The following is a 13,530-nucleotide window of genomic DNA, read 5'->3' as shown; positions in this document are numbered from 1 at the left end:
TACTTATATATTATTTAATGTAATGGGTATAACCTCAATAAAACACACTAGCTATCTGTGGTAGCTAGTGTGTTTCTATATTAAAAGGTTAAGAAAGCATTAACCACACTCCAACACCGAGCATCAAACTACCTGAAATACGATTAATTAAACGTACATTGTCTGTGCTGGCTAAAAGGTGTTTTAAGCCTTTTCCTCCTGCGGCATAGAGTGACATACAGATAAATTCGAAAGTAAGAATTATCGCCACAAGAATTAACATTTGTTGTGCTAAAGGTTGTTCATTGTTGATAAAAGGTGGCAACAAAGAGATCATAAAAGCCCAGCCTTTAGGATTGGCAATGGCAGTGATAAAGCCTTGTATAAATAGTGCTTTGTTATTTTGTGTTTGTGCATTATTTTTTTCAATTCCAATGGCCAGCTTACCTTTAGATTGCAACATCATCACACCTAAATAAAGGAGGTAAGTTGCCCCAATAAATTTGAAAATAGTAAATAACCACGGGTAACTATTAATGATAGAAGCAACACCGATAATCGCAGCAGTAGAGACTAACCCAATACCAATAATTTCGCCTAACATCATCCATAAAGTGCGTTTATAACCGATACTCATACCTAAACTTAGTGCTAGGGTCATGCACATACCGGGGTGATTGACACAAAAAAGAAGGTCGGAATAAACACGCCTAAAATAGCTAAACTCATCATTTTTCCGTGACTGTATAGAGAGAGATAATAGGCATAAATGTAACGCGAGAGTGATAGTCGTTTCTTTGCAAAATAACGTTGTTGAACTGATATTTATGCAACTATAATTGCATTAAATGTAAAATAAGGCTTTAAATCATGCATGACTTACCATTAGATGGATATGATGTTCGCATTTTGAATTTTTTGTTAAAAGATAGCCAAATTCCACGTCTAACATTAGCTGAGAAAGTTGGGTTGTCCTCCTCACAATGTTTTCGTCGCTTAAAAAGACTAGAGGAAGTTGGCATTATTGAACGTTATGCAGCGGTATTAAATAAAAAAAGCGGGATTGGGGATCACCGCTTCTATTATGTTGCAATATAGAAAAAGTGAAATGAATGCACGGGAAAAAGCCATTAACTTAATACAAGAAACTCCTGAGATTTATGAGTGCCATTCAATCACTGGTGAATACGACTTTATGTTGCGAGTACATTGTAAAAATATGAATGAGTTTAACATTTTAGTGAATAACACCTTCCAAACGAGTTTTATTTCTGGGTTACATTCTTATATGTTGTTATCGTGTTTTAAACAACAGCAAAGTCTAGTGTTATAGTTCAAAAGTAAGTATCGGCTAATCGCTATTGAATAAATAGATTGTTGTGGATACTCTTTATATAAGCAAATTGAAATTCATACCGATGACTCAAATAAGTTCGGTATAATTAGTACAACTAACAAAGGATTGTTATATGTATTTTAAACGTCGTTTATTGATGATGATAAGTTCTGTGTGTCTGTTTAATATCGAAATATTGGCAGATAGCGCACAATTATTAATGATTAAAGATCAAATTAGCCAGTTAGAGCAGAGAGGTGACGCCGTTCCGGCTGATCTTTATGAGATGGCGAAGCAATTAGAAGTAGCGGAACAAAGTAACAGCGCTAATAATCAACCTACCGACCGCAGTTGTAATCAGAACTTAATTGGTACCGGGAGAATAGCGGCAAAGATAAAATCTATGTATTAAATGCAAATGGGTTAGGTTACTTTATTGAATACTCTGTTTCTGGTGAGTCTTATCAATCTCGAGTTGAATTTAAATGGACATCATCGCAAGACGCGATCACATTCAATTATACCAGTGACCTAATCGCAACTAATCTAGAAACGGGTATGGTTTCACATAAAACTAGATTAGAAAATGGTGCAAAAAGCTGTCGTTTTACAAGCACCGTCTTAGTGATTGATGGTAGCGCTTATTACCCATGATGTGCCCATGATTGGTTAATCACCTAATGCTTCCATTACAAAGTCAATAAAACTACGTACCTTTAATGACATATGCTTTCGGCTTGGATAAACCATATACACGCCGATTGCTGGTTTGGGCCAATCAGCGAAGAGCTCTACCAGCTTTCCGGTTGTTAATTCATCTTTTAAAGTAAAGCGTGGTACACGAAGAATACCTTGATCGGCAACGGCTAAATCTATTTCCAGAGCTGAGTTATTGGTTAGTACATGGGTGTCTAAGTGAACCTGAATTAATTCACCATTATGGTCGTTAAATTGCCATATATTGGGGTGCTTTATATTGTTATAACTAATTATTTTGTGACGATCTAATTGATAGGGGTGTTGTGGTGTACCATGTTTAGCTAAATAACCAGGTGAGGCTAAAACTAATGCTTCAGACTGCGTAATACGACGACTAACAAGCGTAGAATCCTCAAGCTGTGTAGTCGCTCGAATAACAATATCAAAACGGTCTGCAATCAGATCAACTTTTCGATCATTCAAATCAATATCAAGCTGTATCTTCGGATACCTAGCAGTAAAATCACTTAGAATCGGACTCAGTCTAGATAACCCATAGGATATTGGGCAACTGATCCGTAATAAACCTTGTGGCTCTCCTTGCTTACCAATAATGGTATTTTCAATATTCTCTGCATCTTCAATAATTTGTTTTGCCATTTCAAAATATAGCTCACCTTCTGGCGTTAAACTTAAACTACGTGTGGTTCTATGTAATAAGCGCACAGCTAGCCGACTTTCTAGTTTACTGACCTCCTTACTAATATAAGACGTCGAGTGTCCGGTTATTTCAGCCGCATCAGTAAAGCTGCTAGACTGAACGACATGCGCAAAAATAACCATACCATCCAAGAGAGTGCTTTTAGCTTCCATCATAGACCTATTTAGTTGGGTAAGCAGAAATCATGGCTATTCAAAGCCATATGGAAATAATCTATTCACAAAATGCAGGTTAATCAACAAATAGCATTAAGTTAAAGTGTATCTATCAAATCTTATTAAATAAAGGAAAGAGAGCATGAAAGTACTTGCGTTCGCAGCCTCATCTAGTCAAAACTCAATTAATAAACAGCTCGTTAATTACACAGCAAAACAGATTGAAAATGCCCAAGTAGAATTGTTAGATATAAATGATTACGAGATGCCTCTATTTAGTGAAGATAGAGAAAAAGCATTAGGGCAACCAGAGATTGCAAAAGCTTTTTATCAAAAACTGGGTGAAGCCGAGATGATTGTTATCTCTTTTGCTGAACATAATGGATCTTATACTGCAGCTTATAAAAACCTCTTTGATTGGACTTCTCGTATTAATATGAAGGTGTTTCAAAATAAACCAGTGATCATGTTAGCGACATCCCCTGGTCCAGGTGGTGCAGGCAGTGTATTAGCTTCAGCAGTCGGTTCTGCTCATTTCTTTGCTGCTGATGTAAAAGGCTCTGTATCTGTGCCTAATTTTTATGATAATTTTGATGTAGAGAAGGGTGAATTAACGAATCCATCGCTTGTTGAAAAAATACAAAGTGTTATTAATCAATTATAGAAAGTACTTAACCAATAAAAAAGGCTACTATATTTAGTAGCCTTGATGTTTAAAACTTAACTGTTAAACAACCGTCATTTGATTATGAGTAATCAGTTGCGTAAGTTTCTTCGTAAGTGTGTGAGTAGAACTCAAATAAATTACCAAACGGGTCTTCTAAGTAAACCATTTTAGCTGGTTTGCTATCATCTTCTGGATGGTAACGCATGATATCCATACGTACTTTACCGCCATACTCTTCAACACGAGCAATAGCACCTTCAAAATCATCTGTTTGTAGACAGAAGTGGAAAATACCAAGGCGAGAGAAATCAACTTCATGACGCTCTTGACGCTCTTTCATTTCAAATAACTCAACACCAATGCCATCAGTTGTTACTAAGTGTGCGATATTGAAACCTTTAAAACCTTCACCAAATACAGCAACACACATTCTACCGATTGCAGTTTCACGCTCTTCCTGTACTTTAGTGTTGTTCATAACAATGCGAAGACCTAGCGCTTTAGTATAAAACTCAACAGCTTTGTCCATATCGCCAACCATTAAACCTACGTGATTCATTTTCATAACGTTCTCCTACTTTTTATTTGTTACATATATTGTTTAATACATGTTTTGTTTCGATGAGGAGATAGTACGCTGGCTTTTAAATAATTTAAAATTATCGTATTTTATCAATATGATAATATTTTGTTATTTATAGGGTGTGAGAGAGATTATTTATTCTGATTATAAGGTAAGTATCGAATTAATAAGAGTAAAAGCTCCAATCGCCCATGTGAAGTAGCTTAATATTAATAGACATTTACTCAAAGCAATCCAAAAGTGCTTTCCAGAATAGGTTTCACAGGCATTCCAAATGCCAGACATAACAATTAAGTTATAACTCAGGAGCAGGAATAAGAGGAATATTTTAATAAGGGTAATGAAGGGCAAAAGAAAAAAGCTAAATAAGATCACATTAATCACAACAGCATATAACCATACTGTTTTAACTAACCCCAGTTCTCCATGATATAACCTCACTATCAAACTCTTATATTGTGCCGTTAACATCTATTATTCCTTTACTAAGCATTAATATTAATTCATACGTAAAGTTAACTCATTTGTCATGGATTACAGGTTAATATTGTTGAATTCACAACAAATATAGCAAAGTCATTGATAGAAAGTTACTTGCTTGCTTGATCTTGCTGCATTGAGGGAGTTTGAGGCTGAAGCGGATCGTCAACTTCAGTCTCAGTCCGTGGATCCATTTCATAGGCGGTAGGTCCTGCCATATCTGTGACACTTCGGAACTCCTCTTTTTCTTCTAATATAGAAGGGGGAATATGGCTACGACGTCTAAATAAGACAATAACAAAGAAGATGATTAAGCAAATTCCAGTGAAAGCATATAGTCCATTTGCACCCAGTTGACTCATACTTACTGAGGCTAATGGTGCCCCAATCGCAGATGATAAGCCTAGGGTAATTAACATCGCACTACTTATCTCAACAAAATCTTCTGAGGTTGCATTATCGTTAGCATGCGCTAAGCATATTGCATAAAGCGTCATACAAGTTCCTCCCCAGAAAAAGGCTGAAATGAAGGCCGGCCACCCAGCAAAAGAGGGAATAAACTGTGGCAAATAGAAGAAGGTGAGTGAAACTAGCGAACCTATTAACGCTGAGTACATTAAAACACTTCGGCGATCTAGTTTATCGGATATCTTTCCTAAAGGAAGTTGGAAACATGCACCACCTAATACAGTGGAGGATAAAAATAACCCGACTTGAATATTATTGAAATCATTGGTTTTGGCATAAATAGGGGCTAAAGACCAAAAAGCGCCCGTCACCAACCCTGCGACAACTGCGCCAATTAACGCAATATGAGAATGCTCCCAGACTTTATACATATTTAACTTCACTTGTTGCACCATAACTGGTGCAGCATGACGTGTTAATGAAATTGGGATAATGGCAATCGAGATAAGGATAGCCGCTAAGCTAAATAGCATTGCATCTTGAACACTGCCTAGGTTAAATAGTTGTTGTCCACACATCACCATAATTAAATTAAGCGTGGTATATACGGATAGAATGGTTCCTCGGTTTTGTGCGGTTGCATTACCATTTAACCAGCTTTCAATGATCATATACAAACCGGAAATAACTAAACCGATTAAAAAGCGTAGTAACATCCAAGCATAGAATTCAGGCAATAAAGGAAAGATTAGAATAACCACAGTGTAAGATGTGGCAAGGACGGCAAAGCTGCGAATATGTCCCACTCTTTTTAGCATAAAGGGTGTGGTTAAACAGCCTGATACAAAACCTAGGAAATAAGCGGAACCCGTTAAGGCTACTTGGGTATCGGAAAAACCAAATGAATTGGCAGCGATAGGAAGTAAGGTCAGTAACAAACCATGCCCAAGTAACAGTAATGCATTAGACATCAGTAAAGAGGTAACAGGGATCAGGGCATTTATCATAGGACTCCAATAAGCTATGGGAGATAACCTAGTTGCGTTAGTGAGTTTAACTCAATCTATATTTATGTTGTTGGTCGCACGGACTGAATTATTGCTCATATTAATATTTAACTGGTTATTTATAGTCATCACGTTCATTCTTAGAGCTATTTTTCTTGTTAAAAATAGCTTCTTACTTAATGCTTTTTTGTAAAAGAAACTGCTTCTGTTTTTAAACGTAATCTTTAGGCCATCTAATTAATATCATCGTTAGTCTTATTCATGGAAAAGTTGTGCCAATTCTGGAATAAAATTTAATGTATTTAAAATCAATAGCTTGAAGAAATGTAGAAAGCCATTGCTAATTATTTAGCACCAATATAGTGGTTTGTTCATGTTTATATTCTATTTTGCACAATAAAGAGGCATTAATTTGGGGTATTTTCTTCTGTTATTTTAGATTCCCATAAGGTTGATTTGTTACGCCCCAGTGCTTTTGATTTATATAAAGCGACATCTGCTTGATGTATTAATTCAGAAGGCGTTGTTGCATTGTCTTGAATGGTCGCAACCCCAAAGCTACAGGTAATATTTATTTCATTGAATAGTGTACTTTGAATTTTATTACGCATGTTTTCAACTATGCGCATCGCTTGCTCTGGTAAGGTATCCGCTAAAATCAAACAGAACTCTTCTCCACCGTAACGTACAGTTATATCATCTTTACGAATAGTATTTTGTAATAATGCTGCAACCTCACATAACACCTTATCTCCGGCATTATGGCCATAGGTATCATTGACCTTTTTAAAGTGGTCAATATCAACCAGCACAATACAATATTGCTGATCCGGTTGGAATTGCTCAAAGGCTTCATTCATAAATGTGAATAGGGCTCGGCGATTATAGCAATTGGTTAGTGGATCTCTTGTCGCAAGCTGATCTAACTGTTTGTTTAATTTACGAGAGTCATTAAATCGTCGATAAATAAATAAGACTGTGAGCAAACATATAATTAATAAAGCGGTGAGCGTTGCATTAGCATACTTGTTTTTTGATAGCTCTAATTCAGCGATTCTTTTCGCTTGTTCTGAAAGGGCTACTTCGCTGGTTTTTTTGGCTAGTTCTAAAGCATCTCGTTGTGTTTTTTCTTTTAAGGCTGCCAGTTCTCTCTCTTTTTATGCGAATATAACTTAGCTTTAACTAACGTCAGGCTTTCATCATTTTTTTGTTTTTCAATCACTTTAGATAACGCGAGTTCTTTCTCTGCATAAAATAAAGCGGCTTTATAATTATGCTGTGCCTTTTCAGCTTTTTTTAATTCTTGGTAGGCATAAAGCATATGTGATGTTGAATTAATGGAAGTGGAAATGACTAAGGAAGATTTTAGTAGCTCAATGGCTTGTTGTGTATCTTTGTTAATTAATAGTTCAGCTAATGGAATTTTTGCTTTTAACTGATAGAGTTTATCTTTTGCCTTAACCGCTAAGGTTAAAGAACGCTTATAAAAAATAATTGCCGCCTCGTCATCGCCCTGAGCATGATATATGTTAGCAATAATGCGCGCTGTTATTGATTCATATAACTTATCACCTTGCTCTTGATAAATACTATGTGCACGTAGGATTTTTTGTTTTGCTGATTCATATTCTTCTGAGTCAATGTTGATCACTGCTAACTCTCGCAAGGCAGAAGCTAATGTTTTTGTTTCAACTTGGTTTTCTGGGAGGTTAATAGTTAAATTATAAAAAGACTTAGCTTGTTCGTATTCATGTAAACGAGTATAAATTAATCCCATTTGATTGGATGTTTTTGCAAGTCCCTTAGTATGATTTAGTTGCTTATAAACTAAGTGGGATTGGTACATAAAGGACAGGGATTTATCATATACCCCAATAAGTCGATAGATGATCCCTGCACCAGAAAGGGCTTTTGCTAGGCCAATCGGGTCATCGATGCTCTGTTGTGCCTTGATGCTTTTTAGTGAGTAATCAAGGGCGACTTTATAGTTTTTTAGATTTCGTTCCACCTCAGCTAATGCATTCAGGGTGCGAGCCATTGATTTACGGTCTTGTATCTCTGTATAAATGTCTAACGCACTTTTGTATGCAGTACCGATGAGAGTTCGGTCTTTTAATCTTTTATAGGATTCGGCTATTTTAGTGAAAGTTTCTGCACGTTCTTTTTGAATTTTATAATCAGATTCAGTTAAATAATTTAATGCTTCTGAATATTGTTCAATTGAAGCTTCATATTTTTTTAACTTATATTGGCTTCTCCCTTTTATAATCAAGGCCATAGCAATGGGATAAGCGTGACCGTATTGTTTTGCAAGCTTAATGATGTCGTTTATTTTATCTTCTACTAAGTAATGAAGTCCTTCAGTGGAGAAAGTATGAAGGTAGTCAACGGATGCAAGAACTTGTTGTTCCTCGGCATTTATACTTTGATAGATATCTGCTGCTTGTAGAAAATGAAACTTAGATTGTTTAGTGTTCTTGATTCTTCTATTTAAATCTCCAAGTAGATAATGTGCATCAGCGCATAATAAAGCTTCTCCATTAGTATCAGCTTGTTGTAAAGCTTTATTGGCTAACTTAATCCCTTTTTGCTGGTCAATGAGACGATACGTCTCTGCTGTTTTTAATAATTCGATGATCGATGCTTGGTTATATTCTGTAGTAGAAGTTAATTCACTAGGATCATTATTAACAGCGTAAGTTAACGGAGAAATAAAAGGGGATAGGAATAGTAATAAGCCGATTAATTGCTTATTTTTTTATCTAAGCATAACTTGCTCAGTCGGAATTTCATCCCTAATGGGCATACATATTTAGTACGAAACAGATCCATATATTCTAACCTTAATACCGAGCGTTTATTAAAGGTTCGAACAACCTGTTAAAAATCACTTTTTTATTACTAAGAGAGTACTTAATTGATTAACAAACAAAATCCATTTTGTTTGTGGTATTGATTAATATTGGTTTTTATATTTTTAATTAATCGTTTGGGTCCCGATGTCAACTTAACGTCATTATAGGGTCAATCACTTATATTAGCCAGTTAGTGACTTCGGTTGTTAAAGTGAAACCTTTATCGAATGAAATAAATGTTGTGTTGATCAGGTTATTTAGCTCCCTTTTTGATTAAGTAACGATAAGGCAGGCTATCAGTTTGTGCTTCAACTAGCTGATGCTCCATAAAGCGACAAAAACTTGGGATATCACGTGTTGTTGCTGGATCGTCGGCAATAATTTCTAACATATCGCCCGTCTCTAGTTTGCGCACTGTTTTTCTAATAACCATAACAGGCTCAGGACAGCGAAGACCTAAGGCATCAAGTTGTTTAAAGGCATCAAGTTGTTTAATTGTTTTTGTCATTGAGTTACCGATTTTATTCAAAAAGCTAATATTAGCATATTCACTCTCACCGCAAAGATTATTATAAGTTGAGAAACTCGCTTCCCAACTTAATCTCTATATTAAGTAAATATCATGTTTTATTGCGCAACTGTTTTTCTTAATAAAATCTTATTATCTAAATTTAAATTAGTAGACCAAATAAATTGTGCATCTTGATCTGCATTGTCAAAAATATCGGTAAAGTTGGTATATGACTTTTTGTTATCAACACCGACTGTATCATTACTAAAGGTGCTTGCAACTGGCCACTGGCTATCATCGTAACCTTGTTTCTCCCAACCTGTTGGTATCGGCCAATGTACGCCATATAATACTGAAGCATCATTAGTGGCTTTGATAGAGCACTGAGTTGATAAACGCGAAGTCCTGGTTTCGCTTAAACAGCTTAAATTAGAAATAGGAGAGGTGTAATAGTTTTGTGCTTTCCAAGTGCTATCAGTGATAGCGATTGTCTGATTATCTGCATCTTTAAATACAGCAACCACACCACCATCGCCGGGTGTGCAGAAGCGCCTCGATTAGATTCTGTACCTGTGCCTAAATTCTCTTCCCAATCTACTGCTAATATAGCGATATCAAAGGGCTTTTTAACTTTAAATTGAACAATGTTTGAATTAAATTTTGTAAAAGGAACAGGGTCTTTACCCACTGCAATACCATTGATATACATTTCAAAATAGTTATCTGCAAATATGTAAGCGGTAACAACTTCTCCATCGGCATCGATTTCTATTATTTGTTGTTCGCTCAACGCATCTAATGCGGCTTGCCCATTCTTGTATTTTTGTCCGTAGTCGTTATATAAGTCAGGCGCAAAGGGATGGCTGAATTAGTAAAGTTAACCTGTGCAGGTACCACCCAAGCAGTTTCACCATTGATACTTTTAATTGTACCCACTTCAGCAATTCTCCCTCCTTTCGGAAAGAGGTTTTCTGTGGTGGTTTCTGCTATACCGTAGGTCACTGAGCCGGACCCTTTATATTCAGCTGCACTTATTGCGTTAGAGGTGTGTGCTTCACTGTTACCACAGCCTTGTAAAAATAGGGTTAAACCAACTAATGTGGATGTTAAGTAAACGTTCATCATAGTCATTTTCCTCTTGTGCGTAGTGATACAAATTTTAATCCATTTCTTGGTGAAATATTAAAGTGTACTTAGTGAAATGGTTATAACAGCAGGTTAGCACGGTCGAAGGTTAACAATATGTGTCAAATATGAAGTTTTGTAAAAAACCATGGGAAGTGTTTAATCTATTGGGGTAATTAAAAACAAAAAAACCTACCGACATCTATTGATGAAGGTAGGTTTGAAATAGTAAAACTACGCTAAATTAACCTGTGTTACGAAGGCCTGCAGCAATACCGGCAATAGTTACCATTAATGCTTGGTCGATATCTGGGTTAATCGTTTCGTTTTGTTCGCATGAACGTGAACGAGATAATAACTCAGCTTGTAACATGTTTAATGGATCAACATACGGGTTACGTAGTTTGATTGACTCTTTGATCCATGGTTGTTCTTGCATTAACTTGTGGTCAGGAATCGTTTCTAATACTGTTTCACGTGTTAATTTCAGGTTTTCACGTAGACGCTCACCTAAAAGCCATAGTTCTTTTGGCACTAAACGTTCTTCGTAGAATTTTGTTAATTCTTCATCGGCTTTCATGAATACCATCTCGAACATTTCTAAACGTGTATGGAAGAAAGGCCAGTTTACGTACATCTCACGCAATACTTCTTTCTTACCTTCGTCTAACAATGTTTTCAGAGAAGTACCTGCACCTAACCATGCTGGAAGCATTAAGCGGTTTTGGCTCCATGCAAAGATCCATGGAATAGCACGAAGGCTTTCAACACCACCATTCGCTTTACGTTTCGCTGGGCGACTACCTAGGGCTAATTTACCTAACTCTAGCTCAGGCGTAACGCTACGGAAGTAAGGAACAAAGTCAGGCTCTTCACGAACAAAGTGACGATATTCTTCACATGATTGTTCAGCAAATTGCTGCATTACATCACGCCATTCTTGTTTTGGTGCTGGTGGTGGCAGTAAGTTTGCTTCTAAAATCGCTGCAGTGTAGATATCTAAACTATTGATCGCTACTTTTGGTAAACCGAACTTAAAGCGGATCATCTCGCCTTGTTCTGTTACACGTAAACCACCTTTCAATGAACCAGGAGGTTGCGATAATAAGGCTTGTTGCGCTGGAGCACCACCACGACCAATGGTACCGCCACGTCCGTGGAATAGAACTAATTGGATGTCATTATCTTCACTGATTTTGATCAATGCTTCTTGTGATGTGTACTGTGCCCAGTTAGCAGCCATTACACCAGCATCTTTTGCTGAGTCAGAGTAACCAATCATCACATGCTGTTCGCCGCCAATGTAACCACGATACCAATCCACTGCGTATAAGCGTTTCATTACATCTGCTGCATTATTTAAATCGTCTAGTGTTTCAAATAATGGCGCAACTGGAATGCGGAATGGACAGCCCACCTCTTTTAATAGTAGTTGTACGGCTAATACGTCAGACGCTTCACGTGCCATTGAAATAATGTAGATACCTAATGCTTCAGGATCAGTTTGTGCCACGACCCTACATGTATCTAATACTTCTTGTACCTCAGCTGAAGGTTCCCATGCAGTAGGGATAAGCGGACGTTTACTGTTTAACTCTTGTAATAAGAAGGCTTGTTTGTCTTCTTCACTCCAAGCGTTGTAATCGCCAATGCCCAGGTAACGTGTTAGTTCGGATAGTGTATCACCGTGACGTTCGCCATCTTGACGAATATCCAGTTTCACTAAATTAACACCGAAACAGTTTACGCGACGTAGAATGTCTAATAATAAACCGTTCGCAATTGACTTCATGCCCATATTAACGAGTGAGTCATAACACTGTTGTAGTGGTTCTTTCAGTTGTTTAGTGCTGATGATGATATCTTTAGCTGTACTATCATGACCTTGTAATGTGGCACTTAATGCGGTTAATGTTTCTTTTAGCTCATTACGTAGTTTACGTAAGATAACGCGGTAAGGTTCGTCTGCATCTTCACCAACAATCGCACGCAATATTGGGTCACAGTTATCCATAGATAACTCTTTAGTTAGCTGCTGAATATCTTCAAGATACAAGCTTACAGCGACCCAACGGCTAGTGATTAAGACTTCTTTGGTTACTTTCGCGGTGACAAATGGGTTACCGTCACGGTCTCCACCCATCCATGAAGTGAATTTGATTGGCGAAGCATCTAGCGGTAATGAAATACCTAAACCATCTTCTAATGTTTTATCTAATTCTCGTACATATTGTGGAACTGCTTCCCACAGGCTATTTTCGATAACAGCAAAACCCCATTTAGCTTCATCAACCGGAGTAGGGCGGTTTTTACGGATATCGTTAGTGTGCCATGCTTGAGTAATCAGTTGCTCAAGGCGCACTAATAACTGGTCACGTTCTTTATCTGAGATATCTGTAAGCTCTAATAGGCTTAAACATTGGTTAATCGCAGTATGCTTATTGATTAGAGTACGGCGTGTAATTTCTGTTGGGTGCGCGGTTAATACCATATCCATTTTTAATTCAGAAACAGATTTTACGATTTGCTCTTCTGAAACGTCACTGTTTTTTAGTTTAGCAATTAACGTTTGTAACGGATCAGGTGCACACACTTCTGAGTCACAATGGCGAGAGATGCCATGGAATTGCTCTGCGATATTGGCAAGGTTTAAGAAATGAGTGAATGCACGTGCTACAGGTAGTAATTCGTTATCGCTTAAATTAGACAGTACTTCAACTAAGCGTTCGCCATCTTTACCGTTTCCAGCGCGAGATGATTTAGACAGTTGGCGTATAGTTTCAATTTTCTCAAGAAAGGCTTCACCAAGATGGTCACTGATACTCTTACCTAGTAATTGTCCTAATAAACCCACATTACTTCGTAAGTTTGCATATGTTTCTGTCATCGTACTTCCTTATTATTGTAATAAAATTACATTTTTTGTAGTGGAACTAAATAAAATACCATAATGAAGCACCTAGTCAATTAAGGTGCTTTTTCATTGTACTATTTCGATTTATTA

14 protein-coding genes and 1 pseudogene are annotated in these 13,530 nt (G+C 36.9%); 4 read left to right on the top strand and 11 right to left on the bottom strand.

Going from position 1 to position 13,530, the window contains the following annotated elements; genetic code table 11:
* Positions 1-88: 88 nt before the first annotated feature.
* A pseudogene (locus ACLKL2_RS10550) lies at positions 89-711 on the bottom strand (LysE family translocator).
* Between the two features lie 138 nt (positions 712-849).
* On the opposite strand from ACLKL2_RS10550, the gene ACLKL2_RS10545 reads away from it, so the two are divergent.
* The 3 genes from ACLKL2_RS10545 to ACLKL2_RS10535 all read left to right on the top strand — a co-directional run bounded on the left by ACLKL2_RS10545 (position 850) and on the right by ACLKL2_RS10535 (position 1,727).
* Positions 850-1,077 carry an Lrp/AsnC family transcriptional regulator gene (locus ACLKL2_RS10545; protein WP_413691580.1) on the top strand — a complete coding sequence of 76 codons (228 nt, stop codon included), beginning with the start codon at positions 850-852 and terminating at the stop codon, positions 1,075-1,077.
* A gap of 10 nt (positions 1,078-1,087) precedes the next feature.
* Positions 1,088-1,312: an Lrp/AsnC ligand binding domain-containing protein gene (locus ACLKL2_RS10540; protein ID WP_413691579.1), complete on the top strand. Its 225-nt coding sequence runs from the start codon at positions 1,088-1,090 to the stop codon at positions 1,310-1,312.
* A 136-nt stretch (positions 1,313-1,448) separates the two neighbouring features.
* Positions 1,449-1,727: a hypothetical protein gene (locus ACLKL2_RS10535; protein ID WP_413691578.1), complete on the top strand. Its 279-nt coding sequence runs from the start codon at positions 1,449-1,451 to the stop codon at positions 1,725-1,727.
* Positions 1,728-1,984: 257 nt separating this feature from the next.
* On the opposite strand, the gene ACLKL2_RS10530 is transcribed toward ACLKL2_RS10535, so the two are convergent.
* Positions 1,985-2,890 carry a LysR family transcriptional regulator gene (locus tag ACLKL2_RS10530; protein WP_413691577.1) on the bottom strand — a complete coding sequence of 302 codons (906 nt, stop codon included), beginning with the start codon at positions 2,888-2,890 and terminating at the stop codon, positions 1,985-1,987.
* A 142-nt stretch (positions 2,891-3,032) separates the two neighbouring features.
* On the opposite strand from ACLKL2_RS10530, the gene ACLKL2_RS10525 reads away from it, so the two are divergent.
* Positions 3,033-3,554: an NADPH-dependent FMN reductase gene (locus ACLKL2_RS10525; protein WP_413691576.1), complete on the top strand. Its 522-nt coding sequence runs from the start codon at positions 3,033-3,035 to the stop codon at positions 3,552-3,554.
* Between the two features lie 82 nt (positions 3,555-3,636).
* On the opposite strand, the gene ACLKL2_RS10520 is transcribed toward ACLKL2_RS10525, so the two are convergent.
* The 9 genes from ACLKL2_RS10520 to ppc form a co-directional block, all read right to left on the bottom strand.
* On the bottom strand, positions 3,637-4,122 hold the full coding sequence (locus tag ACLKL2_RS10520; protein WP_113819300.1) for a VOC family protein: 486 nt from the start codon (positions 4,120-4,122) through the stop codon (positions 3,637-3,639).
* A gap of 608 nt (positions 4,123-4,730) precedes the next feature.
* Positions 4,731-6,035: an MFS transporter gene (locus ACLKL2_RS10515; RefSeq protein WP_113819302.1), complete on the bottom strand. Its 1,305-nt coding sequence runs from the start codon at positions 6,033-6,035 to the stop codon at positions 4,731-4,733.
* A gap of 407 nt (positions 6,036-6,442) precedes the next feature.
* Positions 6,443-7,021, bottom strand: coding sequence for a GGDEF domain-containing protein (locus tag ACLKL2_RS10510; protein WP_413691575.1), 579 nt, complete (start codon positions 7,019-7,021; stop codon positions 6,443-6,445).
* Between the two features lie 146 nt (positions 7,022-7,167).
* On the bottom strand, positions 7,168-8,313 hold the full coding sequence (locus ACLKL2_RS10505; RefSeq protein WP_413691574.1) for a tetratricopeptide repeat protein: 1,146 nt from the start codon (positions 8,311-8,313) through the stop codon (positions 7,168-7,170).
* 830 nt (positions 8,314-9,143) lie between these two features.
* The gene (tusA, locus tag ACLKL2_RS10500; protein WP_413691573.1) at positions 9,144-9,398 is read right to left on the bottom strand and encodes a sulfurtransferase TusA; all 255 of its coding nucleotides are present in this window, start codon (positions 9,396-9,398) and stop codon (positions 9,144-9,146) included.
* A gap of 119 nt (positions 9,399-9,517) precedes the next feature.
* On the bottom strand, positions 9,518-9,925 hold the full coding sequence (locus tag ACLKL2_RS10495) for a hypothetical protein (RefSeq protein WP_413691572.1): 408 nt from the start codon (positions 9,923-9,925) through the stop codon (positions 9,518-9,520).
* Positions 9,826-10,191, bottom strand: a complete 366-nt coding sequence (locus ACLKL2_RS10490; protein WP_413691571.1) for a hypothetical protein — start codon at positions 10,189-10,191, stop codon at positions 9,826-9,828. The genes ACLKL2_RS10495 and ACLKL2_RS10490 overlap by 100 nt, the downstream gene beginning before the upstream one ends.
* A gap of 5 nt (positions 10,192-10,196) precedes the next feature.
* The gene (locus tag ACLKL2_RS10485) at positions 10,197-10,526 is read right to left on the bottom strand and encodes a hypothetical protein (protein ID WP_413691570.1); all 330 of its coding nucleotides are present in this window, start codon (positions 10,524-10,526) and stop codon (positions 10,197-10,199) included.
* A 244-nt stretch (positions 10,527-10,770) separates the two neighbouring features.
* Positions 10,771-13,413 (bottom strand): phosphoenolpyruvate carboxylase, encoded by a 2,643-nt coding sequence (gene ppc / locus ACLKL2_RS10480; RefSeq protein WP_413691569.1) that lies wholly within the window; start codon positions 13,411-13,413, stop codon positions 10,771-10,773.
* Positions 13,414-13,530: the final 117 nt, after the last annotated feature.

This window comes from Psychromonas sp. KJ10-2 (genome assembly GCF_047323255.1).
Lineage (GTDB): Bacteria > Pseudomonadota > Gammaproteobacteria > Enterobacterales > Psychromonadaceae > Psychromonas.
This window is presented reverse-complemented; position numbering and strand designations above follow the sequence as displayed.